Annotated in this window: 18 protein-coding genes; 6 read left to right on the top strand and 12 right to left on the bottom strand. The window is 39.1% G+C overall.

The features are described from left to right. Positions 1 to 35: 35 nt before the first annotated feature. The 4 genes from B3600_RS00090 to B3600_RS00075 form a co-directional block, all read right to left on the bottom strand. On the bottom strand, positions 36 to 2,120 hold the full coding sequence (locus tag B3600_RS00090) for a type IA DNA topoisomerase (protein ID WP_286751652.1): 2,085 nt from the start codon (positions 2,118 to 2,120) through the stop codon (positions 36 to 38). A gap of 5 nt (positions 2,121 to 2,125) precedes the next feature. Next, entirely contained in the window at positions 2,126 to 3,505 is a 1,380-nt protein-coding gene (locus B3600_RS00085; protein ID WP_286751651.1) for a DUF4099 domain-containing protein, read from the bottom strand. Between the two features lie 71 nt (positions 3,506 to 3,576). After that, positions 3,577 to 3,876 (bottom strand): helix-turn-helix domain-containing protein, encoded by a 300-nt coding sequence (locus tag B3600_RS00080; protein ID WP_061084772.1) that lies wholly within the window; start codon positions 3,874 to 3,876, stop codon positions 3,577 to 3,579. 238 nt (positions 3,877 to 4,114) lie between these two features. Next, the gene (locus B3600_RS00075) at positions 4,115 to 4,957 is read right to left on the bottom strand and encodes an RteC domain-containing protein (protein WP_286751650.1); all 843 of its coding nucleotides are present in this window, start codon (positions 4,955 to 4,957) and stop codon (positions 4,115 to 4,117) included. A 472-nt stretch (positions 4,958 to 5,429) separates the two neighbouring features. Between B3600_RS00075 and B3600_RS00070 the strand changes: the two genes are divergently transcribed. Continuing rightward, on the top strand, positions 5,430 to 6,041 hold the full coding sequence (locus B3600_RS00070) for a Crp/Fnr family transcriptional regulator (protein WP_061085605.1): 612 nt from the start codon (positions 5,430 to 5,432) through the stop codon (positions 6,039 to 6,041). 1,122 nt (positions 6,042 to 7,163) lie between these two features. On the opposite strand, the gene B3600_RS00065 is transcribed toward B3600_RS00070, so the two are convergent. Continuing rightward, on the bottom strand, positions 7,164 to 9,077 hold the full coding sequence (locus B3600_RS00065; RefSeq protein WP_286751649.1) for a heavy metal translocating P-type ATPase: 1,914 nt from the start codon (positions 9,075 to 9,077) through the stop codon (positions 7,164 to 7,166). A 92-nt stretch (positions 9,078 to 9,169) separates the two neighbouring features. On the opposite strand from B3600_RS00065, the gene B3600_RS00060 reads away from it, so the two are divergent. Next, on the top strand, positions 9,170 to 10,024 hold the full coding sequence (locus tag B3600_RS00060) for an AraC family transcriptional regulator (RefSeq protein WP_286751648.1): 855 nt from the start codon (positions 9,170 to 9,172) through the stop codon (positions 10,022 to 10,024). 152 nt (positions 10,025 to 10,176) lie between these two features. Here the strand turns inward: B3600_RS00060 and B3600_RS00055 are convergent, their stop codons facing one another. The 7 genes from B3600_RS00055 to B3600_RS00025 all read right to left on the bottom strand — a co-directional run bounded on the left by B3600_RS00055 (position 10,177) and on the right by B3600_RS00025 (position 18,278). Beyond that, on the bottom strand, positions 10,177 to 12,843 hold the full coding sequence (locus tag B3600_RS00055) for a multicopper oxidase domain-containing protein (protein WP_286751647.1): 2,667 nt from the start codon (positions 12,841 to 12,843) through the stop codon (positions 10,177 to 10,179). An 11-nt stretch (positions 12,844 to 12,854) separates the two neighbouring features. Next, positions 12,855 to 14,978 carry a heavy metal translocating P-type ATPase gene (locus B3600_RS00050; protein WP_286751646.1) on the bottom strand — a complete coding sequence of 708 codons (2,124 nt, stop codon included), beginning with the start codon at positions 14,976 to 14,978 and terminating at the stop codon, positions 12,855 to 12,857. Between the two features lie 55 nt (positions 14,979 to 15,033). After that, positions 15,034 to 15,576 carry a DUF305 domain-containing protein gene (locus tag B3600_RS00045; protein WP_286751645.1) on the bottom strand — a complete coding sequence of 181 codons (543 nt, stop codon included), beginning with the start codon at positions 15,574 to 15,576 and terminating at the stop codon, positions 15,034 to 15,036. A gap of 4 nt (positions 15,577 to 15,580) precedes the next feature. Beyond that, positions 15,581 to 16,048, bottom strand: coding sequence for a heme-binding domain-containing protein (locus B3600_RS00040; protein ID WP_286751644.1), 468 nt, complete (start codon positions 16,046 to 16,048; stop codon positions 15,581 to 15,583). A 331-nt stretch (positions 16,049 to 16,379) separates the two neighbouring features. Further along, positions 16,380 to 16,967: a DUF3347 domain-containing protein gene (locus B3600_RS00035; protein ID WP_286751643.1), complete on the bottom strand. Its 588-nt coding sequence runs from the start codon at positions 16,965 to 16,967 to the stop codon at positions 16,380 to 16,382. A gap of 20 nt (positions 16,968 to 16,987) precedes the next feature. Then, entirely contained in the window at positions 16,988 to 17,398 is a 411-nt protein-coding gene (locus tag B3600_RS00030) for a hypothetical protein (RefSeq protein ID WP_286751642.1), read from the bottom strand. Between the two features lies 1 nt (position 17,399). Continuing rightward, on the bottom strand, positions 17,400 to 18,278 hold the full coding sequence (locus B3600_RS00025; RefSeq protein WP_286751641.1) for a DUF3347 domain-containing protein: 879 nt from the start codon (positions 18,276 to 18,278) through the stop codon (positions 17,400 to 17,402). A gap of 1,209 nt (positions 18,279 to 19,487) precedes the next feature. Here B3600_RS00025 and B3600_RS00020 point away from each other — a divergent pair. The 4 genes from B3600_RS00020 (at position 19,488) to B3600_RS00005 (ending at position 26,023) form a co-directional block, all read left to right on the top strand. Beyond that, on the top strand, positions 19,488 to 23,855 hold the full coding sequence (locus tag B3600_RS00020; RefSeq protein ID WP_286751640.1) for a CusA/CzcA family heavy metal efflux RND transporter: 4,368 nt from the start codon (positions 19,488 to 19,490) through the stop codon (positions 23,853 to 23,855). An 82-nt stretch (positions 23,856 to 23,937) separates the two neighbouring features. Then, positions 23,938 to 25,065: an efflux RND transporter periplasmic adaptor subunit gene (locus tag B3600_RS00015; RefSeq protein ID WP_286751639.1), complete on the top strand. Its 1,128-nt coding sequence runs from the start codon at positions 23,938 to 23,940 to the stop codon at positions 25,063 to 25,065. A gap of 390 nt (positions 25,066 to 25,455) precedes the next feature. Next, the gene (locus tag B3600_RS00010; protein ID WP_286751638.1) at positions 25,456 to 25,722 is read left to right on the top strand and encodes a DNA-binding protein; all 267 of its coding nucleotides are present in this window, start codon (positions 25,456 to 25,458) and stop codon (positions 25,720 to 25,722) included. Continuing rightward, positions 25,709 to 26,023 (top strand): hypothetical protein, encoded by a 315-nt coding sequence (locus B3600_RS00005; protein ID WP_286751637.1) that lies wholly within the window; start codon positions 25,709 to 25,711, stop codon positions 26,021 to 26,023. Before B3600_RS00010 ends, B3600_RS00005 begins: the two co-directional genes overlap by 14 nt. The last annotated feature ends 52 nt before the right edge of the window (positions 26,024 to 26,075 follow it).

Here is a 26,075-nt window from a genome sequence, read left to right as displayed (position 1 = left end):
GGCTCCAGGCTTCACTAACCAAATCATATCATGAACTATTTGTATTTATGTTTCTTTTTTTCTTCAAATTCAAAAGTGGTCGAACCAGATCCGTCCAGTAAGATATAAGCACTAAATGGTTTCTTATTTCTATCCACCATTTTTTTTATTAAAGGTGTCCGCCGTTTTGTTAAAAGCGCTTCAATTTCTTTGTATTGCAACTGGACGCCGCATATGTTCCGGAATAATTTCCAGCCACACTTCTGATCTGTACATCTGATTATTTTTTCTCCGAGAATTAATGAGGAACTGCATTTTGGGCAGTTGAGATGTACGGTATTCGCTGATTTTCTTTTAATATTCAGCAGCTCATCGGTAACCTGCTGTACCATTAGCTCTACCTCAGCATGAAAAATCCCGGCATCCAGTTCTCCATTTTCGATTTTCTCAAATGCAATTTCCCACTGCGCAGTCATTGCCGCATCAGCAATTTTCTTATCGGCTACAATTTCGTAAACAAGCATTCCCTTATCTGTAGGGATAATTGCCTTGCTTTCTCTTCGGACGTACCCGCGGTCAATTAAGGTTTCAATCACGGCAGCCCTGGTTGCCGGCGTTCCAATACCTAAGCCTTTGAGCATCTTGCGCTCCTGTTCATTTTCTACCGTAGCGCCAATATTTTCCATCTTATGAAGCAAATCAGCTTCCGTGTATAGCGTTGGAGGTTTGGTCTTCTTTGGAAGTACCTCTAAACTATCTATTTTAACCTGGATTCCTACTTGCAGATCTGGAAAATCAGTGACCAGATCATCACCTTCCTCATCAAAATCACCGTTAACAACTTTCCATCCTGCAGAAACAATTTTGACAACCTTCAAATTGAAATCATAATGGAGAATACCAAACTTCACATCTATGATTTCTTTATGGCATCTAGGCGAAACAGCTTCAAGCACGCGCCTGGCGATGATATCATAGAGAGCATCCTCATCAGCATTCAATCGGGTCGGAATATTTTCCGTAATCAATATGCCATGATGGTCTGTGACTTTAACATCATTTACAATATGTCTGTTGTAGCGTTCCCACTTGATATTGGCAACAGAATCTTTGCAGGAAGATCGTGAACCTAAGGCTAGAATCAGTGCAGGTATTTCGGGCCAGACATCTTCGGGAATATATTTGGATCCCGTTCGGGGATAGGTTATAAATTTCTTTTCGTAAAGCTGCTGGGCAATTTCCAGGGTCCGGTGAGCAGAATAACCGAGCTTTTTATTCGCCTCTTTCTGCAGTCCTGTCAGATCAAATAGAAGTGGCGCTTGACTTGTACCAGCTTTCTTTTCGACCTGTTTTACTTCTGCCACTCCGACACGTTCCAGGGTCCTCCTTACTGACTCAACTTTTTCTTTATCTTCAAACTTATCTGTCGAAAGACTCTTAATACGAGTACCTTCTTTTATAGAAGAAAGTTCAAGCTGAAAATAGTTTTTAACCTCAAATGATTCCCACGCTAGAAAACGCTGACAAATTAGTGCAAGAGTGGGCGTCTGTACCCTTCCAAGAGAAAAAAGTCCATCACCTAAGGCAACGGTCAGCGCCTGCGTAGCATTGATTCCAACAAGCCAGTCGCATTCAGACCGCTGCTTACCGGCCAGAAAAAGGCCATTGAAATCACTTCCCGGCAAGAGATTTTTGAATCCATCGATGATGGCCTTTTCGGTAAGGCTGTTAATCCATAGTCGCTCAAAGGGCTTTGTGCAGCCCAGATATTGATAGATAAACCGGAAGATAACTTCGCCCTCACGCCCTGCATCAGTCGCCACGATTATACTTTCGCACCGCTTAAATACAGACTCAACTACTGCAAGCTGCCGTTTTGATCCCTCATCGTCAATAAGGCCTTTACCCGACTTTATTTTTCTTCCTATTAATTTAAATCTTGATGGAATAATGGGAAGGGATTCCCCACTGAATCCCTTAATCCCATAATCTTCCGGCATAGCAAGACCTACCAGATGTCCCAATGCCCAAGTCACCAGAAAACCTCCGCCTTCACAATACCCGTCTTTTTTATCTGTTGCACCTACAATACGTGCAAGCTCATAAGCTACTGAGGGCTTTTCCGCAATAATTGCTTTCATCAGGATCAATTCATTTTTTGTTTTCTGGTATTTTCCTTCTTCACAGTAGCGTTCTGAACCGCATTTTTATTCGTAGAAGTCTCCTCTTTTTCTTGCCCCTGCCCCTGTTTCTCTGTCTGTTTTTGAGATTTCTCCTGATTGGGATGATCAAAATCGAACTCTAATCTTCCGCTCTCTTTATTTTGCCAGACATAGCCTGAATAAAGTTTGGTGCCTTCTTTATTGACAATATCTTTCACATGAATCACTTCACCATCCTGCAAAAGCTTCTTTTCCTTTTCATCCAAAACTTTACCTCTAAATTCATCAGGAATGCCCTCAACCTGCGCTTGTTGTTGGCTCTCCCCCTGTCCGACAAAAACAAGTTTTTTCGCGTCGGCGTTGTATTGTAGATGTTGATTGAAGACTTCTCCCGTCTTCGAGTTTACCATACCTTCCACAAGGACCTGTTTACCCTCCAGCAGTTCAGCTTTCTGCTCCGGACTGAGTTTCACACCACCAAATTTTTCACTGATCTTAATCAGATCTACTGGAAAGGACACAACCTCATTGGTTAATTTGTCAATACTTATGAGAGCCTTCACCTTCGAACCGTCGGAATAATTTGTAAGTTCCGCAACGCGCCCCATGTTCCCTGTTTTCTTTAAATTATCCCGATCTTCAGCTGTAAAAGAATGGCCATAAAACTGATTTTTAAGATCTGGTTCCACTCGGACTCCATGAGCCATCACGACAACCTTGTCCTGTACTTTACGTAGTGAGAGACGTGCATCTCCTTTCATCACAACACCATCAAAATTCCCTTCAATTCGGTAAATTCCATCAGATTTATATCCTTTCAGCAGTTTCTCAAGTTGTCCGTTTTTTTCAAGCAGTTCACGATTTAAATTCAGTTTTTCAAGTGATGTCCAGTCGATCTCCTGAGCATTGTACTTTTGAGGTCTACTCTCTGTTGTAGGTGCTGTGCCCTCCGATGTTTGATTTGTTTCCATATTTTTATTATTTAACTTATTGTCATATTTGATTTCAAGTGCATCAAGAAGCTTATTGCCCTCGGGAGTGGGATGGTCAATGGCTTTCTGTAGCTTCTTAGCAACTTCATCCAGATTAATTTCAGGTGACCTGAAAAACCGGAAGGATAAGGGATCATTGAGCCGGCGCCAGAAGTTTGAAAAGAAATTGCTTATAGCGTCCCCCTTATCCACACGCATAAAATCCAGAAGATTTGACTTCTTAGGTGTAGAACTTTGCAGATTCCCTTCCTCATCCATACCCTTTACCGCCTCGATACGGTTCTTCTTTTTATCAAGTACTAAAAGAATATCGGAAAGAGCTTCAAGTACTTGCTGCGGCTGGTTTTCTTTAGAAATAGTTTGTTCGTTCATAATAGAAAGTCTTTAAGTGCTTGAAATTATTGGAAGGATTCTACGAAGGAATTCCGCTATCTTTTGCTTTCCTACATAGGCGTAAACTTTCCGCCATGGTAACTGTCACGGATAAACTGGTGGACGTCAGAACTCTTGTAGAAAACTTTTCCGCTTATTGTAAAGTATTTGATCTTACCAATGGTACGATAGCGTTGCAGACAACGGTAGGTTATCTTTAACATTTGCAGAACGTCCTGGTTGTCCAATAATTCTTCGCCGTCGATGCTGAGCCTTTTTTTCTCTCTATTTTCGATATCACCGGCAAGGACGTCGAATCTTTTCATGATTCGTTCCATCCAATTCAAAAATTCAACTCTGTCAATATTCATAGCCTTTTGCTTTTTGGTTTACAGAGCCAAAATTGGCCTTGTTTTTCCGGCAAAATCTAACAGGGCGCATACCCATATGCTAGTCAGATCTAATTTTTTTTGCAGCTTTCTTTGTGTAATTGTTGCCTGGGAGAGTGGCTAAGAAACATCTACATGGGTACGATATGACTAGGTATGGGTAAAAAAAAGAAGGATAACCCGTTGGATTACCCTTCTTATATATTGATTCTCTTCCAATCTATAAATCATTGTCCATATATTGTTCAAGATTGTATTTTAGCGAATGTAGAAAGCGGGCTCTTTGGCCTGCTCTAAATTTCATCTGGTAAAACGCATGATGAATGTCACCGAGACTTACCTCGAATATATCCTCAAAGAGCTGGCTGATTTTCCGAATTCCAACACGGCCATTTGAAACACTTCTGGAAATGTGAAGGGCATAAATAAGCTCAATAAGAGCATTCTTTGAATCAGTCCACGAAAATTCGGCATCTTCACTGATATCATAATCATCGTTATTTGTAGGTTCAACTCTGCCAAACTTTCCCGAAAGGTAAGAATGATAAAGATCGTAAGCCTTGATCTGCGCGACCTTATAATCGTAGTAAGTCGAAAAATCCCTGTCAACCTCAAAGAAGAAGCTATCTACTCCATCAAAGTAGTTTATATTTCCTAGTCTATAATAGAACTCATCTTTGTCTGACCTGCCGGTACGATAATAACTGTAGAAATCTGAAGAAGCTATATTTTTTTTATATTCCTTGTTGAGTAACTTAAGCTGCTCCGTATAGTAAGCACCGGTCAATTCCGTATTTAAAGGGCTGTATGCTTCAATTTTTACTACCTTATTGTAAAACATCAGCCTGCCCAGAATTTCGGGCTTTACTCTTTTAAAGAAAGTAATTTCGTCCAAAATACTTTCAAAGCCTTTCTGATTGATTTGTGCTTTTAATTCGGTTAGAGTTTTATCAAGAAATGAAACCATGTGAAAAGCTTCATCAATTGCACTTTTTGTGCTCCTTGATATATTTATCTCTTCTTTTTCAATAGTTAATAAAATGTTTTTATATGCCTGTTTCATATGATTGTTTTTTAAAGTGATTATGCCCCACACTTTAAAATATATCCCGCTGTGTTGAGATAAAACAAAAATAAATATACACTATAATTTATTTCTTAATCATTGATTATAAGGGGTTTTAATTATTCGTAGTAACTCAATTATTATCCGCTCGTATCTAATAAAGATTTGAGTACATAACAGAAGTAGCTTAATTTGGCAGATAAGTTTTAGGTATTACAATAAAAAATAATAATACTATAAAGAAATACATATAACGTATTTGCATTAATTCTAGAAATACAGTGTACTTTTTCTAACAGATCTTTTTCATAGGTCAAAAATTGCAGTGTGGTTTTCATAATAACAAATTAAATACTATTTCCCACCATTTTTTTTGATAAAAAGCAAAAAAAATCAGCTTTAATTGAAATTTTAATCGTAAATTACGTTTATCATTAATAACCACCAATCCAACTTCTACAAAGTGTAAATGAAAAATATGGTAAGTACATTGGAAGAAAATTCAGCAAAAGAAACTCTCTTAAAGTTTCTTGATAGTATTCATTCCATGTCGCCAGAACTCCGAGACGCTTTATTCTTAAATACATATTTGCAAAAAGTAAACAAGAAGCATATTCTACTTAATATTGATGAAATACAGAAGTCACTTTTCTTTGTTGTCAAAGGTATAGTACGTTCCTACTACCTTGACAGTTTTGGAAAGGATATGACATCCTGGCTACTCTTTGAAGGGGATCTAGCAATTTCTGTATATAGCTTTTTCAGTCAAAAACGATCTTTTGAAGTTTTGGAAGCTATAGAAGAAACAAGTTTTCTTGTACTTAGCCATGAGAAGCTCATGCAGCTCTATCAGCAGTTTCCTGAATTCAATTATATCGGAAGAATTCTTACTGAGACCTATTATATAAAAGCCGAGGAGAAGGCCAATGAATTACGTGTTTTTAGCGCAACGGAACGCTATCAGCATTTAATAAGAAAATACCCGAATATCGTTGCACGCGTCCCTTTAGGTATGATTTCTTCGTACCTCGGAATAACGCAGTCTACATTAAGCAGAATCCGTTCAAAAACGGTACTTTAAAGTATTTAGCACATTAATTTTGTTCACTAAATTTTTGTTTAGGACACTACAGGAAAAGATAGGTCAGGGTTAACTATCACAGGCCGATCTAGTTTATGACTTTTGTAGTATAGCAATTATTTATAAAAACGGAACGGATATTATTTCTTATCCTCCAAATATTTATTCTAACGAATTCACTTAAAACTATTTACCAAATTAGTAACATAAAAGTTGGACAGCTAACTTGTGAGATGCTAACAATACAGTATACCTGTTCACTTATCCAAACCAAAATCATAAACTAAAATTAAAAGAAGATGAAAAAAAGACGTAAACGACCACCACCTAAGTTGCTCAATCCCCGTAGAGGAGAAAATTCGAAACAGTTAATGCCCCACAAATCTGTTAATCTCAGCTACACCCGAACCTAATAAGCAATTTGCAAACATTTAAAAATCTATGGATAAACAATTGAAATATGATCCACAGTTTTTGGAGATAAAACAAAATATAGAGTTGGTCCTTTGCCAACTCTATAAATTCTTTATATACTACCACGAATTACAAACATGCCATACAAGAGGTACACAAGATTTTTCAAATTCAAAAAACAAAATTTATAATTTCGAAAGCTAAATATTTAGAAATGGCACATGATAATTCTCCACTAAAAAGCCAGATTCCTAATCAAGGTTGGAAACAATTTCTTATAGCAAGGGATGAAATGCTTTCCGCATATGATAAAGCAAAGGAGCTTCCAATAAACGGCAGGTAAAGCCAGGTCATGGTAACGTAGCAGAATCAGCATTCCGCAATTGAAATCTTCTTCCTGTTACTGATTTTTTTAATGTAGATATGATGAAGAACCTAAATTCTCTTAGTTTCCAGAATCATGGCAGTAAATTAAAAATAACTGAAAATGTGGCCTTACATTGATTTCGAAAGTTCAGTTCGAGTATACGTAGATATCGACACTCAACTTAAATTCTTTAAAGGTCAAGTTTTAAAGAAATATGCTTTTTTTGAAATCTGCCGTATGATTTGATCACGAATAACTTTTGCTTTTATATAGTGGAGAGTGTACATACTTCTCCTTCAGAGCAGAATATCTTTAAATTGATCAACATTATATCTTTGCAATTATCTTAATAATCTTAAGCCGCTCAAAATAACCAATACTGTACTACCCTCATGCCCGACAACTCCTTCAGGCAAGGTTATTTTGCCCTCCCCTATAAAGTTAAGGATAATCAGCGTTACAGCTACGGTTATGGCAAAAACAATATTCTGTTTGATGACGCGGTTTGCTCTTTGTCCCAAATTAATGGCAAATGGAATATTTTCAATGTTGTCCGCCATTAATATCACATCAGCGGTTTCCATGGCAACATCAGTTCCACCAATTCCCATTGCTATACCCACAGAGGCTGAGGCCAGCGCCGGAGCATCATTTACGCCGTCACCCACCATTGCTACTTTACCATATTTCAACTGCAGTTTTTTAACAATATCGACTTTTTGTTCGGGAAGCAATGCCGCATAAACCTCTTCAATCCCAGCATGTTTGGCAATGGCTTGCCCTGTGATTTCCGTATCACCCGTTAATAGCGCCACCTTAATTCCCTTTGCCCGCAATTCTTCAATTACCTTTTTAGCTTGCGGCCTAATGGTATCTTCAACAGTGATAAGACCTAAAGCTTTTCCGTCCGCCTCTATAAAAATAACAGTCTTTCCCTGCTGCTCAAACGATGCCGCAGCTTCAAGATCTTTACTGTCTATCTGCACTGATGTTAGGATATCCTTCTTACCAATTTTATATGCTGTTCCCTCCATATTTGCTGAAACCCCTACACCATGGAGTGCCTGTAGGTCTTTCGGTTTTGACAAGGGTAGCTTCTGCTCTTGCGCTGCTTTAACAATTGCCCTCGCAATTGGATGCTCCGATAGGGTTTCAACCGATGCGGCAATCTGAAGCAATCTTTCTTTATCCATCCCTGTAAAGGGCATAATATCAACCACCTTAGGTTTTCCAAAAGTCAACGTGCCCGTTTTATCAAATGCTACAGCTTCAATCCCGCCTATATTTTCCAGATGGACTCCACCCTTGAAGAGAATCCCTTTTCTTGCGGCGTTCGATATTCCTGAGAGAATAACAGGCATAATGGATGAAACCAGAGCACAAGGTGAAGCAACAACAAGAAAGATCATTGCACGATAGATGGTCGTATCCCATGACCAATGGAGGATATAGGGTGGCAGGGTCATAAGTAGTACCGCTGTGGCCACAATTACTTTGGCATAAATACCTTCAAAGCGCTCAAAAAACTGCTGGCTTGGTGGCTGTTCTTCTTTTGCTTCCTGAACCAGGTGTATAATTTTAGATAACACTGTTTCCTCCGAAGGTCTGGACACCTTGATTTCCAGGGCTCCCTGACCATTGATGGTTCCGGAAAATACCTCATCGCCCTGCTTTTTATCAACCGGTATTCCTTCCCCTGTTATTGAAGCCTCGTTTATAGCGGAAAATCCATTGACAATAGTCCCATCAGCAGAAATCCGTTCTCCAGGTCTGACGATGATCAGATCACCTTTTTTAAGTACCTCCACCTTGACTTTTTTTTCAACGCCGTCCTCCAATAATACGGCTTCTTCAGGACGAAGTTTCATAATCGATTTTATATCTCTGTTGGTTTTTTCCATCGTATAATCTTCCAGCGTGCCACTTAAGGAAAAAATAAATATCAGAATAGCGCCATCCATCCAATAACCTATGGCTGCCGCTCCAATGGCAGCTATTACCATCAGGAGATCGACATCCAGATCTTTTTCCTTGAATAAAGTTGTCAGTCCCTCGACAGCTTTCTGATAGCCTCCTATAATAAATGCAAGAACGAAAAGAATAATTTCTGCGCCATGCATACCTGCCTTCCCGGCCCACCAAGCAAGCAAGATGAAAAGCAGGCATAAAGCCGTAACAACTGCCCCATTATGTTTTTCCCATATGGCTCTTCCCGTAACCTTTGGACCTTCGTTTTTAATTGCTAGCTCTGTCATTGTACATCGTTTTAGTTGATATACTACAAAGGTATCTGGTACAGCTCGGATAAAACAGGTAAAAAACCGATATTTTTCAGTAGCTTTACCTTATGAAATCATACCAGCTTTTCACGGATAAACAGATCGCAATCAAAGAATTACCATTTAATGATTCAGGGCTTCATAAGCACAATTTTTTTGAGTTAATCTACGTAATGAAAGGTTCTGGAATTCACAACATCAACCATAACAGATTCCATTTCTCCGAAGGTGATGTTTTTCTCCTCACACCGGAGGATGCGCACACATTTGAGGTTGATACACCTGCAAGATTCTGCATTATTGATTTTACAAAAAATTTCTTTTCAAAAAGCAGGGGCATCGGTGAATCAAAAGCCGAAGTAACTGATCTGTACAAACAGCTGGAATACATCTTTCACAACCACCATAATATCACCGGGAATATAATTCCAAGGCAGGATAAAACCATCGTAAGAGCTTTGATCAATCAATTGGTAAAAGAAAAGAAGAAAAAACAGTTTTTCGACGAAGCAATCATACAGGATATTATTTTCCTGCTGCTTCACTTAATTGCCCGCAATATCCAGCAGAATATTACCCTGTTTATCAAAAAAGAAAATCCGAAAAGTAAGATTCACGAAATTACCGCATTTATCCAGCAGCATATTTATGAAAATGAATTGGTTAAAGTCAATAATATAGCTTCCCACTTTGGAAAATCACCAGACCATCTCACTAGATATTTTAAGGCAGAAACAGGCAGTACCGTTAAAGATTATATTATCAAGTATAAATTGACCCTGGTCAAAACCAGATTGAAATTCAGTGACCTGACAATCTCTGAAATTGCGGATGAACTGAATTTTACGGATGAAAGCCACCTTAACAAAATTTTTAAAGCTGCCTTTGGAATGACAGCCAAGCAATTCAAGAATCAGTCTTAGCTAGAACAGCATGACAACAGGTCAGCTCCATAGTTGCTGTAATAAAGATATATTGAACGCCCTTATCAAGAAAGACAACAGCGGTGCAAAATTTGCACCGCTGTCGTAGGATTAATCTCCCAGCGTTCACTGAAACCAAAGTTCTCCGAAAATTAATAGGACAATGTCAATCCAACACCCCAGCCCATATCACTGTCGTAATGGGTCGAAAATGCTGTATTCCTTGTCATGATATATTTTAATCCGAGCATATACTCTTTGTCTGTGTTGACAGAGAAAGCCCCCCTTAGTCTTTGTGTCAGCGGGATGTCTTCTCTTCTTAGTTGTAACCGGACTATACCATCGGTAAATACCTCTGCCTGAAAATCTATTAACATTGGTAGTGTATATAAAACACCGGCACTTAAAGTCGCACGTTTATTCTTGGTATTTTTCTGCCCAAACATATTCTTTTCGATTTCATGACTTCCAAACTGACGGTATCTCCAATCGAAGCCAATAAAAGGCATAAGCCATTGCATTTTGCCAATATACCTTCCCAAATGGGTTTCAGTCTCATAACCATGCATGTTATTGTACCCTAACCGCCACTCTGTTCCAAGGCTCCATCTTGTATTCTGTAGCATTAATTGCCCGTCATTTCCATTGGATGCAAAATCATTTTCGGCCATCAGGTGTATTTCATCACTTTCTCTCTGAAGTTTTTTATAGGCTTTCGCTTTATTGGGAAGTTCAGGGTTTTGATAGTCCCCCACTGCAAAGACCCGGTTCATACCTGCCATCATATGATACAGAATGTGGCAATGAAAGAACCAGTCCCCTTCTGTATTTGCGGCAAACTCAATGGTATCTTTCTCCATTGGCATAATATCCAGTACATTCTTGAGGGGTGATTGCACACCACTGCTGTTCAAAACCCGAAAATCAAATCCATGCAGGTGCATGGGATGGCGCATCATAGAATTATTGATCAACGTAATCCTTAAAATCTCCCCTTTTTTTACGTGAATCTTATCAACTTCGGAAAGCACTTTATTATCCATGCTCCAGACATATCGGTTCATGTTCCCGGTAAGTGTGAAAGTGAGTTCTTTCACGGGCTGATCTTTAGGTAATTCGGTATTATAAGGAGATTTTAACATATCATAATTTAAGGTTACAATATCTGAACTGCCCATATCATGGCCTGAATGGTCCATACTTCCCGAATCCATATCCATTTTTTGGCCAGTTTTTGACTCCTTCTCCTTGCTGCCCGTGATTTCAGGGTACATCACTGAATTCATGTCCATTTTTTGAAGGGTCATATTCATTCCCATATCCTTCATATCACCGTTCATTTTCATCATGTCGTTCATCATCTTCATCCCCTCAAAATATTTGAGCTTAGGCATCGGTGACATTGTTTGTTTAATTCCCTCCCCTATAAAAATTGATGTTGATTTAGTTCGGTCTTCAGGCGTAATCAATAATTCATAGGAAGTATTCTTCTGTGGTATGGTAACCACGATGTCATAGGTTTCCGAAACTCCAAAGATCAGCCTGTCAACTTCAACCGGCTCGACATCATTCCCGTCATTTGCTACTACAGTAACCTTTCCACCGGCATAGTTTAACCAAAAATAAGAAGAGGCTCCGCCATTGGCGATACGCAACCTTACCTTATCCCCGGCCTTGAATTGAGAAAGCTGCTGTTCACTTGTTCCATTGATCAAAAATTTATCATAGTACACATCACTTACATCCATTGCAAGCATGCGTTTCCATTCGTTCGTAATCTTCGTTTTAAAATGCCCTTCCTTGATTGCTTCCAGATAACTCTGGGTTGTACCTTTTTTTATGGCAAACCAGTCATTGGCATTATGAAGCATACGATGAACATTATTGGGATTAAGATTTGTCCATTCGCTTAAGATCAATGGCACCGTTGGAAGATCGTCGATTCCTTTTCTAAAGGTGGGATCATCATCCCTTTTTTTCATGATGAACGAGCCATACATACCGATCTGCTCCTGGAGTCCGGAATGGGAATGATACCAATGGGTTCCATTCTGAATAATAGGAAATCTATAGGTATAGGTCGAATGTGGTTTTATCGGTTTCTGTGTGAGCCATGGAACCCCATCTTCCTTATTGGGCAGCATCACACCATGCCAGTGGAGCGATGTTTCTTCATCCATGAGATTATGGACGACGATTTCAGCGGTATCCCCTTCGGTAAAGGTTAATGTAGGCATAGGAATCTGTCCGTTCACTGCGATAGCTCTTCGGGGCTTACCACCATAATTGACGATGGTATCCTTTACAAACAGATCGTATTTGACCACTTTTCCACCAACTAGTCTTTTTTCAGGAAGTAACGGTATATCCTTTTTCATAGGAACGGACATATCCATTTCATCGTGGTTAACAGCCTTATTTTCATTTACTACAAGCTTCATTCCGCACTTCGGGCAACTTCCGGGTTTATCAGAAGTAACCTCCGGATGCATTGGACAGGTGTAAACCTTTTTGTCCATACTTTCAGATGTTTTTTTCTGTTCTGACATTCCCTGCATTTCGCTATGGTTGTGCTCCGTACTTTCTTCCGGTACTTTTTCTTTAACCATAGGTTTACCCATCTTGTCGGCCTCTTTTTTTTCCGCCTTTTTTACCTTTATATTTTTCTTGACCAGATCCATTCCGCAAATCGGGCACTTGCCCGGTTTTGTTTTTTGAACCTGTTCATGCATTACGCAGGTGTAAATACTTTTCGTTTGCTGGGCATTTAGACCAGCACTGAACATCAGTATGAACACGATATATAATAAATGTTTCATTATTTACAGTATTATTTTTTTAAACTTGCATCTTTCAATTTTAATAAACTTGCATTTGCCGCGACCACAATTGTACTTACACTCATAAGGACGGCTCCCATTGCCGGGCTAAGGACAAAATTGGGATAGAGCAGTCCCGCAGCAAGCGGAATAGCAATAACATTATACCCGACCGCCCATAACAGGTTTTGGATCATTTTTCGGTAAGTACGCCTTCCAAATCCAATGAGTTTTACGACATCCCTGGGATCACTGTTAACAAGAATGATATCCGCAGTTTCAGCAGCGACGTCAGTTCCTGAACCCACTGCAATTCCGACATCTGCCTGCGCCAATGCCGGGGCATCATTAACGCCGTCCCCGGTCATCGCGACAATTTCACCTTTATTTTGATATTCCTTCACCTTTTCCTGTTTGTTATGGGGAAGTACATTTGCTAAATATCCGTCCATTTTTAACTTCCCGGCCACTGAGGATGCTATCTTTTCGTTATCTCCAGTCAGTAAGAAGGATTTTATGCCCATATTCCGCAATTCCGTAACAGCCTCCTCCGATCCTTCACGGATACTATCTGCCAATGTGATCATGCCGGCAAGTTCCCCGTCAATCAATACAAAATTTACGGTTTCGGCATTCTGGTCAATTTCATCGGGCATACCAGGAACCTCCAATTTATTTTCAATGAAATAGTTTGGTCCCGCCGCAATAACTTCCTTTCCGTTCACTGTCCCCTGAACACCTATACCTTGCATATACCGGAAGTTTTCAGACTTCCATAAAGGTAGTCCTCTTTCATGCAGGGTGGAGATTATTCCCTTGGCGATATGATGTTCTGAATTTTGTTGAACAGCAGATACATATTGGATAATTTCATTTTCAGAAAGACTGCCAAAGCTCAGCACACGCCTTACTGTATGTGATCCCTTTGTTAAAGTTCCGGTCTTGTCAAAAATGACCATTGTCAATTTTCTGGTCGTTTCAAAAGCTGTCCGGTTACGGATCAATAAACCATTTGTTGCCGAAAGGGTGGTGGAAATTGCCACTACCAATGGGATGGCCACTCCAAGTGCATGCGGACAGGCAGTTACCATGACGGTAACCATTCTTTCCAGTGCAAATGCAATATTACCCGCTGTACTGTACCAGTAAATGAAGGTTAACACCCCAACCAGAATCGAAATTACAGTGAGCCATTTGGCAACCTTGTCAGCCAGGTTCTGGGTATTTGATTTTGCAGCCTGAGCATCCTGTACCAGGTTGATTACCTTGTTTAAATAACTGTCTTTACCAATACCGACAGCTTTTATCCTCAACACCCCGTCACCATTGATCGATCCCGCAATCGCTTTTGAGCCCTTTTCTTTTTTTACCGGAACGCTTTCTCCGGTCAGCATACTTTCATTCACATACGAAAAGCCTTCGATTACCTCTCCATCAGCGGGAACTTTCTCTCCGGGCTTTACCACAACAACATCATTTTGGACAAGCTCATCCAATTTGACTTGAACAGCCAGTCCTTCTCTTTCTACCGTTACATCACTTGGAAGCAAGGCAACAAGAGACTGAAGTGCTTTTGAGGCTGCCATCTGGGAGCGCATTTCTAGCCAATGGCCTAAGAGCATAATATCGATCAGGGTAGCAAGTTCCCAAAAGAAATCCATTCCTTTAAGGCCAAAGACAACTGCAACAGAATAAATAAAGGCAACTGTGATTGCTAATGCAACAAGTGTCATCATGCCAATTGCTTTAGCCCTGATTTCACCGACCATTCCACGCAGGAACGGAAGACCTCCATAGATGTACAAAAAGGCTCCAAGGGCTAGAAGGACATAGCTATCTCCTTTGAATGCAAGGGTAAATCCCAGCCATTGCTGAATCATGTGAGAAAGCAGAAGTATAGGCACCGTTACGATAAGGCTTATCCAGAAGCGCTTGAGAAAATCTCCGGTATGATGGCCCTGGTGCTTATCAAAAGATCCTTCCTGAGCATCATGGTGGGCATGTTCTTCTTTATGATGATGAACCGTATGCGCTGCCGATTGCCCCATGGGGACAAGTGTCATGCCACACAAAGGGCATTTTCCAGGTTCGTCTTTAATAATTTGCGGATGCATTGGACATGTGTACTTTTGCATTGGAAATAGTTTTAGAGGTTAAAATTGGACGAATTGCTTCACCTGCTGGGAGAGGTTATTTTTTCTCCAGCTGATTTATTTTAGCTTTCATAAACGCAATTTCCTTTTTTTGCGCCACGATAATATCCTCGGCCAGCTTTTTAACCTCGGGATCTTCCAGACTGCTTTTTTCAACCATTAGTACAGCACCAGCGTGGTGTGGAATCATGGATTTTAAAAACTGGACATCTCCTACCGCTGCTTGCTGTCTGATGCATAGAAAAGATAATAAAGTTAGTACTGCGGCCAGACCACCTATGATCATATTCAGCTTGCTGTTGGCATACATTTTCCGCATCATCAAAATTTCAATAATGATCATTGGCGCAGCCATTAAACCGGCCATATAAAACTGATTGATATTGAAAACAACATTTTCTGCGGTATCAACCATTGCATACATCAGAAAAAACATCAGGATATAGGATACAATGGCCATCCATAATAATTTCATGTAATTTCCCTTACTGTGCCCGGCATGTTCATGGTTGCCGTTATGTTCATTTGACATATTCATTTCCGAGGAATGCGTACCGGAGTTGTGATGTGATGTTTTCATAATATTAAGGATTTAATTTAGTGTTAAAATAATCTATTAAAATCTGTCTTTCCTGTTGGTTTAGATCAGCATTTCGATGAATTGCTGTATATGATTTTAAAGGCATCTTTCCCTCCTGGATCTGATGAATGATCTGATTGATTTTGGAGCTGGTTTTCCGGGGTCCATAACCAGCCAATTCATCGAAATTCAGTTTTTCTTTTCCTTCTTTTACATGATTGGCCATGAGCCAGCCAAAAGGCTGTACTTCACTATACCAGGGATATCTTGTTGTATTACTGTGACAGTCGTAGCAAGAAACCTGAAGCAATGCGCTCACATTAGGTGCAGGTCTGAATGATTTTTCAAACATTGTGCCACCGGGCACGGCCGAAATATTTTTTTCTGGCCTGTAAAACTGCACCAGGACAAATAATAACAGAAATACACTTGCTATATTTAATAGACGTTTATGTTTAGTTTTAGCGCTCATTTTTGGTTTCTATTAATTCCGATAATTAACCTGCATTCAAGTATACTCTATCTGGCCCGTACCGAAAAAATATCTTCACTGTATTTTCGTTATTTCATGCAACTTACTGTATATTACCTCTCCAAAATAAATCAGCTTTCATTATGGAACAAAACTTTGGCCTATTCAGTTTTCCCTAAATACCATTTGATTCTCAAATGCGTATCTCCCGGCATTCATTTTGGAAGCTCACCCATTAAACAGCAAATTCCGGGCAAAATAGGTTGGCTGCTTGTAAGCAGCCTATTAATACCTATTTATACAAGTTTATTATAATTTGAATTTTGCAATCTTATTTTAATTCTTCCTCCACTTTACCACAGGTAGACATAGCTTTTCCCAAATAAGGGTTCTTAAATTCTTTTGTGCTGCTAAGCCAAATTGCCCCTTTATTACTATTGTACATAGGACATTTCACCTTATATAAAGTCTTCTGTACAGCAAGAGATTTCTTTATATCATAAAAATCTTTGCTCAAAATTGCAAAGTGTTCTCTTTGATGTTCAATATTTCCGACGTTGTCAGCGATATGCTCCGAGTTTTCTTTAATATCGGCGGCTATATCCTCATAAGTGGTTTTCTGCTCCGCTTTAAATGTGCCGGTCTCAATTTTCGGCAATTCTTCAAGAATACCTTTTGCGGCAGCGGCAGCTTCTTTATCATTATCATTGGCCAAAGCCGATGCCATATGATCATAATGAGAGTATAGGCCTGAAAAATCGGCCTGTTTCACCTCCGTGGATTTTTCTGGAACCTGTGCAGAGTCAGTTTTGGCAACAGAAGCCTGTTCTGTGTTTTCTGTTTTCTTTTCCGCATTACCGTTACAAGATGCCAATGTTAAGGCTGATAGGGCTGCTAAGCCCAAAAATAAATGTTTCATTGTTTTAATTTTTGTTAATATTAATGTTTAGAATTATTTATATAATCAGAGTAGGTCGTTTTATTTTCAAAATAAGACACTTCACCATTATCCCCTGTGATTGCGATAACAGCCTTCGCTTTATCGACTAACTTTTTTGAAACCGGGTCCACAGCCGACCGGACGGAAGCATCCGTTGGAATCCTTTCCTTACACATCTGGCAGCATCCGTAATATGTTTTACCATCATATTGAACATCAAACTGCTTTTTGCCCATAAATTCGTTATTGACCATACATACCTGATCGTTAGGAACGATGGAACCCTTTTGAAAAGAATTAACCACCGGCTCCTCCATTTTCATCTCTCCCGATGATTGCTTTGCCTTTTCTCTACAGCCGTTTAATATTAATGCTGCCGATATAGCTCCAATGACAAAAATATTTCTCATTTTATTTAATCGTTTCAGTTGTACTTCCACATGTTGACATTTTCTTACCATAGTAAGGATTTCTAACAGCAGATTCTCTGCTTAGCCAGTCCGCCCCTTTTCCATCATTGAACATCGGACAGTGCTGGTAATATACAGGCGCGTGCTGTTTGGAAGCCTTGGCAAGATCATATAGGGGTTTCGACAGCTGCATGAAGGCCTGTCGCTGTTTCGAAATATCCTTCGTTTTAGAAATTCCCTCAGCATTTGACTGCATAGAGCCCATCAGCTTCATCCATACATTATGCTCGGTACTGGATAATTTTCCCATTTGTACAGCTTTTATGGCATTGATAAGATCCGATGCTTTAGTTGCCGCCAGTGGCGAATTATCGTTAGCTAATGCATCTTTTACGGAAAAATAATTATCGAAAACAGCATCCAGCTCGGATTTTTTCTGTGTTGCCTGCTCAGCATCCGAAGTCATTCCATCATGGTTGTGTTTACCGTGATCCATTTGCATGTCCATTTTTGAGCTTGCCGGCATTTCATCGCTTTTCAATTCCCGCTTATATTTGCAGCATTCCGGCAGTTTGGAATAAGCCTCGTCCGGCGCTAAAAACTTTTCGTTATCGAAGCCGGCCAATGCTATTTTTTTTAAGACTTCATCTGCCGTGATCTTTTCGCTGTTATAGGTAAGGGTAGCCAATTTGCTGTCTTTGTTCCATTCTACCTTTGCTCCCCTTTTGTCATTCCCGGCATTTTCGATCATTTCTTTGCACATTGCACAGTTTCCAAAAACTTTAACGGTCTCTGTTTTAGCAACAGCAGTCTGCGCAAAACCAGCTATACTTGACAGTAATACGCTCAATACTGTCAATATTTTTGATATTGATTTCATTTTATTTGGTTTTAAAAAATTTTACGAATAATAAAGCTATCGAAAACGAGATCTGTTTCCGATAAAGCATACTTGTGGCTATACAGCCATTATATTAAGCTATTTTTGGCGGCTGCCAAATGCTATCAAACCCTGAAGAGTAATAGGGCTGCTTATAGATTGAATACAAATTCTTATTCTCAAAATTGTAAACATTTTGGGAATACTTAAAAATACTATTGATAAAAAATGTTGTCGGAGAATTTTGGCAGGATGCTTTTCCACAGTTACCACGACATCCACTGTTTCCATGGTGCTTATGATGACAACAATTTTTCTTACAGGAACTTTCGTTTTTATGCCTATTGCAGGAAAATTTTTCTATTTTGCTTCCTTTGGCAGAAGACGTACATGCAGAAATACTTCCCGGTGTAAATGTGAAAACCAGCAAGCAGATCGTTATGAATATGTTCAACATTCTGCACATAATAAGGTGAACTGAATTTATGAGTTCTATTGGTCACAAAGTTAAACTTTTTTTAACTACAAACAGATAATAATTATAATTTTATTTCTTAGAAATTATCGTTACTAAATCCAGTTGTGCGCTGGAAAAATTACTTAAAATTAATAATGTCTTCAGTGGCCTTGGATTAAGGTATCTCAGCATGTAGCTATAGAACTATTTTTTTGATTGAGCATTTATCGCTAATAATATTGAATAATAGAACTTCTTTTTATAACTTTGCCACAGTGAAAAGAGCGATATCAATATTTTTTCTTTTAGTTTTCCTATCTACCAGTAGCATAGGAAACCAGCTCTTTAAATTACCTAACCTGATCGAACATTTTGCTTTGCATCAGCACGATCATGATCATAACGCATCTTCATTTTTAGATTTTTTAAAGGAACATTATTCCAATACAAGTTCGCACAATACACAGGCTAAGCATCATCATGACAATTTACCTTTTAAAACCATTGATGCACATGCTTCGCAAATAATCATGTTGAATTTTCAGTCGGAAGTTTTCACTTTCCTGAAAGCGAATTTGGAAATAAAACATAAAGAAACCATATATTCCAATATTTCCCTGCGATCAGCATATCTTAATGGAGTCTGGCAGCCTCCGAAAGCTTGTTAACCATTACATTTTAAAGGAAAAATCCTTCAATTATTGGCGTCCGGTAATTATCGGCGTGTATCTACAATGCTTAACATTTAAAATATGCTTAATAAAGTCATTGAGTTTTCTATCAAGAATAAACTCATAATCGGGCTGTTTATGATAGCCTTGATCGGCTACGGAACCTATGAAGTCACTAAACTTCCGATCGATGCCGTTCCCGATATTACAGATAATCAGGTGCAGGTCATCACTGCTGCCCCTTCCCTTGGAGCACCGGATGTTGAGAGACTGATAACTTTTCCCATCGAGCAGGTGAACAATAATATTCCGGGGTTAAAATCCCTGCGAAGCTTTTCAAGATTTGGTCTTTCGGTAGTAACAATTGTCTTTGACGATGAAACAGATATCTATTGGGCCAGACAACAGGTTGCCGAAAGATTGCAGCAAGTGCAATCCCAGATTCCCAAAGGATTTGGTATTCCTACCCTTGGTCCGGTAACAACAGGACTCGGTGAAATTTACCAATATACTGTCAGGCCCAAGAAAGGATATGAATCACGGTATAATGCGATGGAACTTCGTACGATCCAGGACTGGATTGTTAGAAGGCAACTCATCGGTGTTAAAGGAGTTGCCGAAGTGAGCAGCTTCGGGGGATTACTCAAACAATATGAAATTGCTGTTGATCCCGCAAAATTGAAGGCCAACAATATTTCTATAAATGATGTATTTACGGCTCTTGAAAGCAATAATGAGAATACCGGAGGAGCTTATATTGAAAAGGGACCTACTGCCCTATTCATCAGAAGCGAAGGCCTGGTGGGCTCCATGGATGATATTGGCAATATCGTCGTCAGGAATCTTCCTAATGGGATTCCTTTATTAATAAATGATATCGGTGAGATCAAACTGGGAAATGCAACAAGATACGGCGCCATGACCTACAATGGCGAGCAGCAGGTCTCAGGAGCAGTGGTCATGATGTTAAAAGGCGCCAACAGTAATGAAGTCATCAAAAACATCAAAGAGAAAATCGCACAGATCCAAAAGACCTTGCCGGAAGGAGTTGAAATTGATGCTTTCCTGGATAGGACAAAAATGGTTGACAATTCCATTTCAACCGTCACAAAAAACCTTATTGAAGGAGCGCTTATCGTTGTATTTGTTCTGGTTTTCTTTTTGGGCAGCATCCGTGCCGGTCTTATAGTGGCATCGGTTATCCCCCTGTCCATGCTGTTTGCCGTTATTCTAATGAATACCTTTGGCGTGAGCGGAAACCTGATGAGTCTGGGTGCCCTGGACTTTGGGCTTATCGTTGACGGGGCAATAATTATCGTTGAGGCCGTCATGCATAGAATAAGACATACTAAAGCTTACGCTGGTACAAATGAACTCACCCAGGAGCAAATGGACAAAGAGGTACTCACGACATCTTCAAGAATGAGAAATGCCGCAGTATTTGGCGAGATCATTATTCTGATAGTCTATCTTCCGATCTTTGCATTGAAAGGTATTGAAGGAAAAATGTTTACACCAATGGCCCAGACCGTGGCTTTCGCCCTGGCCGGTGCATTCATTTTATCGCTGACATATGTTCCAATGATGACTGCGTTATTTCTGGAAAAAAAGGTCAATGTTAAACAGAATATCTCAGACAGAATCATGGCAAGGGTGGAACGATCGTTTAATAGCACATTAAAAAAGGCATTGTCCATTCCTAAAGCAATTCTACTTTCCGTTCTCGGAATTTTTATTCTCTCCATATTTGTTCTTTCTCGGATGGGTGGCGTCTTTATACCATCACTTCCTGAAGGGGATTTTGCCGTAGAGACCCGTGTACTTCCCGGAAGCAACCTCAACACTTCCATAGATGCCGTTTCAAAGGGATCAAAAATAATCTTATCGAAATTTCCGGAAGTTGAAAAAGTCGTGGGCAAAACAGGCAGTAGTGAGGTACCCACAGATCCGATGCCAATAGATGCAACGGACATGATGATTATTCTAAAAGACAGAAAAGAATGGACATCTGCGGACTCTTATGAGGAACTCGAAGAAAAGATGTCCAAAGAACTGGAAGCGGTACCTGGAGTAACTTTTAGCTTTCAATATCCGGTAGCCATGCGTTTTAATGAGCTGATTTCCGGAGCAAGACAAGATGTTGTCTGTAAAATCTTTGGAGAGGATCTCGATACACTTGCGAGTTACGCTGAAAAATTAGGTAAGACTGCCGGTAAAGTGAGTGGTAGCAGTGGCATTTACGTAGAAGCCGTAACGGGAATGCCGCAGATCGTAATCAAATATAATAGAGCTACCATAGCACAATACGGTCTAAATATCAGAGTCGTTAACAACATCGTAAACTCTGCTTTCGCAGGTGCAATCAGTGGGACAGTCTACGAAGGCGAAAAACGTTTTGATCTGGTTGTAAGGCTCTCGGGTGATAAAAAACAAAATCTTGAAGACGTTCAGAACCTGTTGATCGCCACACCAAATGACCAGCAGATCCCTTTGAGTTCCATAGCAGCGGTCAATATTATCGATGGTCCCAACCAGATCCAGAGAGAAAATTCGCAAAGAAGAATTATCGTCGGTTTTAATGTAAGAGGTAGAGATGTACAGAGCATGGTAAAGGAATTACAGGAGCGTGTCAGTAAGGAGATCAAGCTTCCTCCGGGATACTATATTACCTATGGCGGAGCTTTTGAAAATCTACAGGAGGCTAAATCAAGATTATATATCGCCGTTCCGGTAGCCTTATTGCTAATTTTGCTGCTGCTCTATTTCGCCTTTAATTCCGTAAAACAAGCGTTGTTGATCTATACAGCGATTCCCCTGTCGGCAATGGGTGGAATTATAGCACTATCCTTAAGAGGGATGCCTTTCAGCATATCCGCAGGAATCGGCTTCATTGCATTATTTGGGGTAGCGGTTCTAAATGGTATCGTACTGATCTCAGAATTCAACAGACTAAAAAAAGAAGGACAAACTGATCTGCGGACAATTGTACTGGAGGGAACAAAAATTCGATTAAGACCAGTGCTTATGACAGCATTTGTTGCTTCCTTGGGATTTTTACCCATGGCGCTAAGTACCGGTGAGGGAGCGGAAGTACAGAAGCCCCTGGCGACGGTCGTCATAGGTGGACTTATGGTCGCCACTTTCTTAACACTATTTGTTTTACCAATTCTTTATATCATAATCGAAAAAGGAATGTTTAAATTTAGAAAAACGGGCTACAAAACACTATTTCTGGCTTTTTTAACTTTGGGTGGACTAAGTGTGAATGCTCAGTCGATAATCACATTGAAAGAAGCAACTGATATTGCGCTGGAAAATAACCTTTCATTAAAAAGCGAAAAGCTGAAGTCTGAATACAGTAAAGCGATGGTAAATTCCGGGGTAATGATCCCCGCAACAAATATCAGTGCTGAATTCGGGCAGATCAATAGTGTTTACACAGATGTTCGGGCAGGCATCTCTCAGACAGTGGATTTTCCAAAGGTCTACACAGCAAATAAAAATTTATTGACTGAACAGTATAAAGGCAGTGTCCTTAATACTGGAGTGAAAGAAGCCCAATTACGAAAGCTTGTAGCGATTTCCTATTACAATCTGTTATACCTCCTACAAAAGAAAACACTCCTGAAGCATAACGATGATATTTTCGCTGAATTCAAGGCTAAAGCCGACGAACGATTCAAAGTGGGAGAAAGTAATATCCTTGAAAAAACTACAGCTGAAAATCAGCGTGGACAGATTCTGATTCAGCTTAATCAGCTGGAAAAAGATCTTAAGATCGCCCAGCTTCAATTTCAATTGTTGCTCAATACCGAAATCGAATATCAGCCAGATGAAAAGGACAGAACATTGATCGAGGAAAACATGCTCAATAATGCCTCCATTGAAAACCATCCCTTCCTCCAATACATCAAACAGAGAAAGGAAATCTCAGCTGCTGAAACCGAGGTGGAAAAAAGTAAATTATTGCCCGCTCTTACCATTGGCTACAACATTATGGGCATGAAAGGAAATGGGGCCGATAATAAAGAGTACAATGCCATTCCCAGGTTCCAGTCGGTTACAGTTGGTCTTGGAATACCCATATTTACAGGGAGCCAACGAGCTAAAATTAAGGCTTCAGAAATAAATCAGAATGCAGCCGATGCTGAATATCAAAACAGTTTAAAGAACTTTGAAATTGGCTATAATTCTGCTGTTGTTGAATTTCAAAAATATGAAGAAGCGGTCAATTACTTTCGGACAACTGGCTTAAAACATGTTGAGATCATAAATGCAACTGCAAAAAAACAATTTTTGGGAGGGGATATAGATTATCTTCAATGGGTTATTCTTACCAATCAGGCCATTGAGATTCAGAACCAGTATATTGAAGCACTTAAAAATCGAAATAACAGCCTGATCGAAATCAATTCTTACAATCCAAAATTTTACACCAATGGAAAATAAGAATAAAAGAATAGTACAAACTACAGTTACAGCTTTAGCGGCCCAGTTCATCCTTACATATAATTTCAAAATAAAATCCGTTATGAAAAAAATAACGCTTATCATTAGTGCTCTATTCCTATTAGCTTGTAATGGAAAAAAAGAAAAAGAAAAAAAAGTAGATCCACCGCTTAGCTTAAAAAACAATGAGGTTTCCCTTACGGATGCGCAATATAAAAATGCGGGTATTGAAATCGGAAACCTCGATAATAAGGAAATTTCATCCGTATTGAAAGTAAATGGTAAGATCGACGTACCTCCCCAAAATAAGGTCTCGGTCAGTGTACCTATGGGTGGTTATCTCAAATTTACAAAATTGCTTCCGGGAATGCAGGTATCAAAGGGGCAGGTTATTGCTGTGATTGAAGATCCGCAATATATACAGATCCAGCAGGATTATCTGATCGCAAAAGCCCAATATACCTACAATAGCAGCGAATATAGCAGACAGAAGGAGTTAAATTCAACAAAGGCGACAAGTGATAAAGTATATGAGCAAACAAAATCAAATTACCAAACACAGAATATTCTGGTTAAATCATTGGAGCAAAAACTGCGATTGATAGGAATAAACCCTGCAAGTTTAACGGCTAACAACATATCAAAAACAATCAATATACATTCCCCGATAAATGGTTTTGTTTCTGCTGTAAACGTAAATATAGGCAAATATGTAAATCCGACTGAGGTTTTATTTGAACTTGTGAATCCGACAGATATCCATCTTTCACTTGCGGTTTACGAGAAGAGCATAGATAAGCTTTCCATCGGACAGACAGTTTATGCCTATACGAATACCAACCCTGATAAAAAGTATAAAACAAAAATCGTTCTGATCAGTAAAAATATTTCCCCAGAAAATACAGTTGAGGTACATTGTCATTTTGAAAATTATGATAAAGAACTAATTCCCGGAATGTATATGAATGCGGATATTGAAACAAAATTGAATAAATCAGCTGCACTGCCAAATGATGCTATCGTCCAATTTGAGAATAAACAGTATATTTTTGAAGTTAAAGGAAAAAACCTATTTCAAATGGTTGAAGTCAAAACGGGAAGCTCCGAAAACGGGTACACCGAAATATTGCAGAAAAACTCTTCAACAAATCAGATTGTTACAAAAGGCGCATACAACCTTCTTATGACAATGAAAAATACAGAGGATTAAATTAGTAGGATGATGAGAAAGAGTTGGCCTTTGGCCAACTCTTAAATTATATTGAAATACTACAGTCAATAAAACGGACGTAAAATCCAACTGAGATCATTTAATTAAGCGGGTAACTAAATATTCAGATTAAGTATTGATAAAATTCGATCAATATCAATAATAAATTGATTCGATGATACCTCTGGCAAGTGTACTTGGTAGGATTTAGATAAGTTATCAACATTTTGAAAAGTTTAGGTATAATTATACTATTTCTCGAATTTCAAGCTTCCGTCAACTGCTGTCAATCCATTTGTAAGAAACATTAGGAAAAACTAGGTAACTAAAACGCTTCATAACTTCCAGAATCAATTTATTGTAGACCTTGGCATCTAAATTCTATACTATATGGATATTATAACACAACAAGATTTACAGGTATTCAGAGAACAACTGATAAGTGATTTTGATCTACTTTTAGAAAGAAAGTCTAACTCGGCATCATCAAGCCAATTCGAATGGATAAGAAGTAAAGCCATTCGAAAAATGATGGACATTTCTCCAGCAACATTACAGAACTTAAGAGTATCTGGAAAAATTAGGTTCAAAAAAGTAATGGGCTCATATTATTACAATAAACTTGACCTCCTAAACCTCTTTAATGATGAAAAATGATGCATCTAAAAAGGGATTAGAATATCTTGATAATATATGTGGAGATGCTCGTCTAACGGTTTGGCACATCAGTTTGCTACTTGCTATTGTAAGGCTGGCTTTTCGGCAAAATGAAAGAATGATTATAAGAATAAGCAGAAGTAAACTCATGCAGATGTCACACATTGAGACAGCTCCCACTTATCATAAATATTTTAAACAATTACAGGAATTTGGCTATATTAAGTATATTCCTTCATACCACCCAGGATACAAAAGTACAATTGAACTCCTTGACCCATTTTTTCGACGATCAAAATAAAAAGCGAGACTGTAACGTAAACTGTGTCAGGGGAATAATTCAATAAGATTAT

This window comes from Sphingobacterium sp. UBA2480 (assembly GCF_002341965.1).
Taxonomy (GTDB): Bacteria; Bacteroidota; Bacteroidia; order Sphingobacteriales; family Sphingobacteriaceae; genus Sphingobacterium; species Sphingobacterium multivorum.
The sequence above is the reverse complement of the archived record's forward strand: the minus strand, read 5'-3'. Positions and strand labels throughout refer to the sequence as shown.

What these genes read in the sequence shown, in the direction of transcription:
- B3600_RS00075 (WP_286751650.1), bottom strand. Translation starts at nt 4,957, where the DNA reads ATGAAACAGGCATATAAAAACATTTTATTAACTATTGAAAAAGAAGAG.
- B3600_RS00045 (WP_286751645.1), bottom strand. Translation starts at nt 15,576, where the DNA reads ATGAAAACATCACATCACAACTCCGGTACGCATTCCTCGGAAATGAAT.
- B3600_RS00090 (WP_286751652.1), bottom strand. Translation starts at nt 2,120, where the DNA reads ATGAAAGCAATTATTGCGGAAAAGCCCTCAGTAGCTTATGAGCTTGCA.
- B3600_RS00050 (WP_286751646.1), bottom strand. Translation starts at nt 14,978, where the DNA reads ATGCAAAAGTACACATGTCCAATGCATCCGCAAATTATTAAAGACGAA.
- B3600_RS00040 (WP_286751644.1), bottom strand. Translation starts at nt 16,048, where the DNA reads ATGAGCGCTAAAACTAAACATAAACGTCTATTAAATATAGCAAGTGTA.
- B3600_RS00060 (WP_286751648.1), top strand. Translation starts at nt 9,170, where the DNA reads ATGAAATCATACCAGCTTTTCACGGATAAACAGATCGCAATCAAAGAA.
- B3600_RS00065 (WP_286751649.1), bottom strand. Translation starts at nt 9,077, where the DNA reads ATGACAGAGCTAGCAATTAAAAACGAAGGTCCAAAGGTTACGGGAAGA.
- B3600_RS00005 (WP_286751637.1), top strand. Translation starts at nt 25,709, where the DNA reads ATGATGAAAAATGATGCATCTAAAAAGGGATTAGAATATCTTGATAAT.
- B3600_RS00030 (WP_286751642.1), bottom strand. Translation starts at nt 17,398, where the DNA reads ATGAGAAATATTTTTGTCATTGGAGCTATATCGGCAGCATTAATATTA.
- B3600_RS00085 (WP_286751651.1), bottom strand. Translation starts at nt 3,505, where the DNA reads ATGAACGAACAAACTATTTCTAAAGAAAACCAGCCGCAGCAAGTACTT.
- B3600_RS00055 (WP_286751647.1), bottom strand. Translation starts at nt 12,843, where the DNA reads ATGAAACATTTATTATATATCGTGTTCATACTGATGTTCAGTGCTGGT.
- B3600_RS00020 (WP_286751640.1), top strand. Translation starts at nt 19,488, where the DNA reads ATGCTTAATAAAGTCATTGAGTTTTCTATCAAGAATAAACTCATAATC.
- B3600_RS00070 (WP_061085605.1), top strand. Translation starts at nt 5,430, where the DNA reads ATGAAAAATATGGTAAGTACATTGGAAGAAAATTCAGCAAAAGAAACT.
- B3600_RS00080 (WP_061084772.1), bottom strand. Translation starts at nt 3,876, where the DNA reads ATGAATATTGACAGAGTTGAATTTTTGAATTGGATGGAACGAATCATG.
- B3600_RS00010 (WP_286751638.1), top strand. Translation starts at nt 25,456, where the DNA reads ATGGATATTATAACACAACAAGATTTACAGGTATTCAGAGAACAACTG.
- B3600_RS00015 (WP_286751639.1), top strand. Translation starts at nt 23,938, where the DNA reads ATGAAAAAAATAACGCTTATCATTAGTGCTCTATTCCTATTAGCTTGT.
- B3600_RS00025 (WP_286751641.1), bottom strand. Translation starts at nt 18,278, where the DNA reads ATGAAATCAATATCAAAAATATTGACAGTATTGAGCGTATTACTGTCA.
- B3600_RS00035 (WP_286751643.1), bottom strand. Translation starts at nt 16,967, where the DNA reads ATGAAACATTTATTTTTGGGCTTAGCAGCCCTATCAGCCTTAACATTG.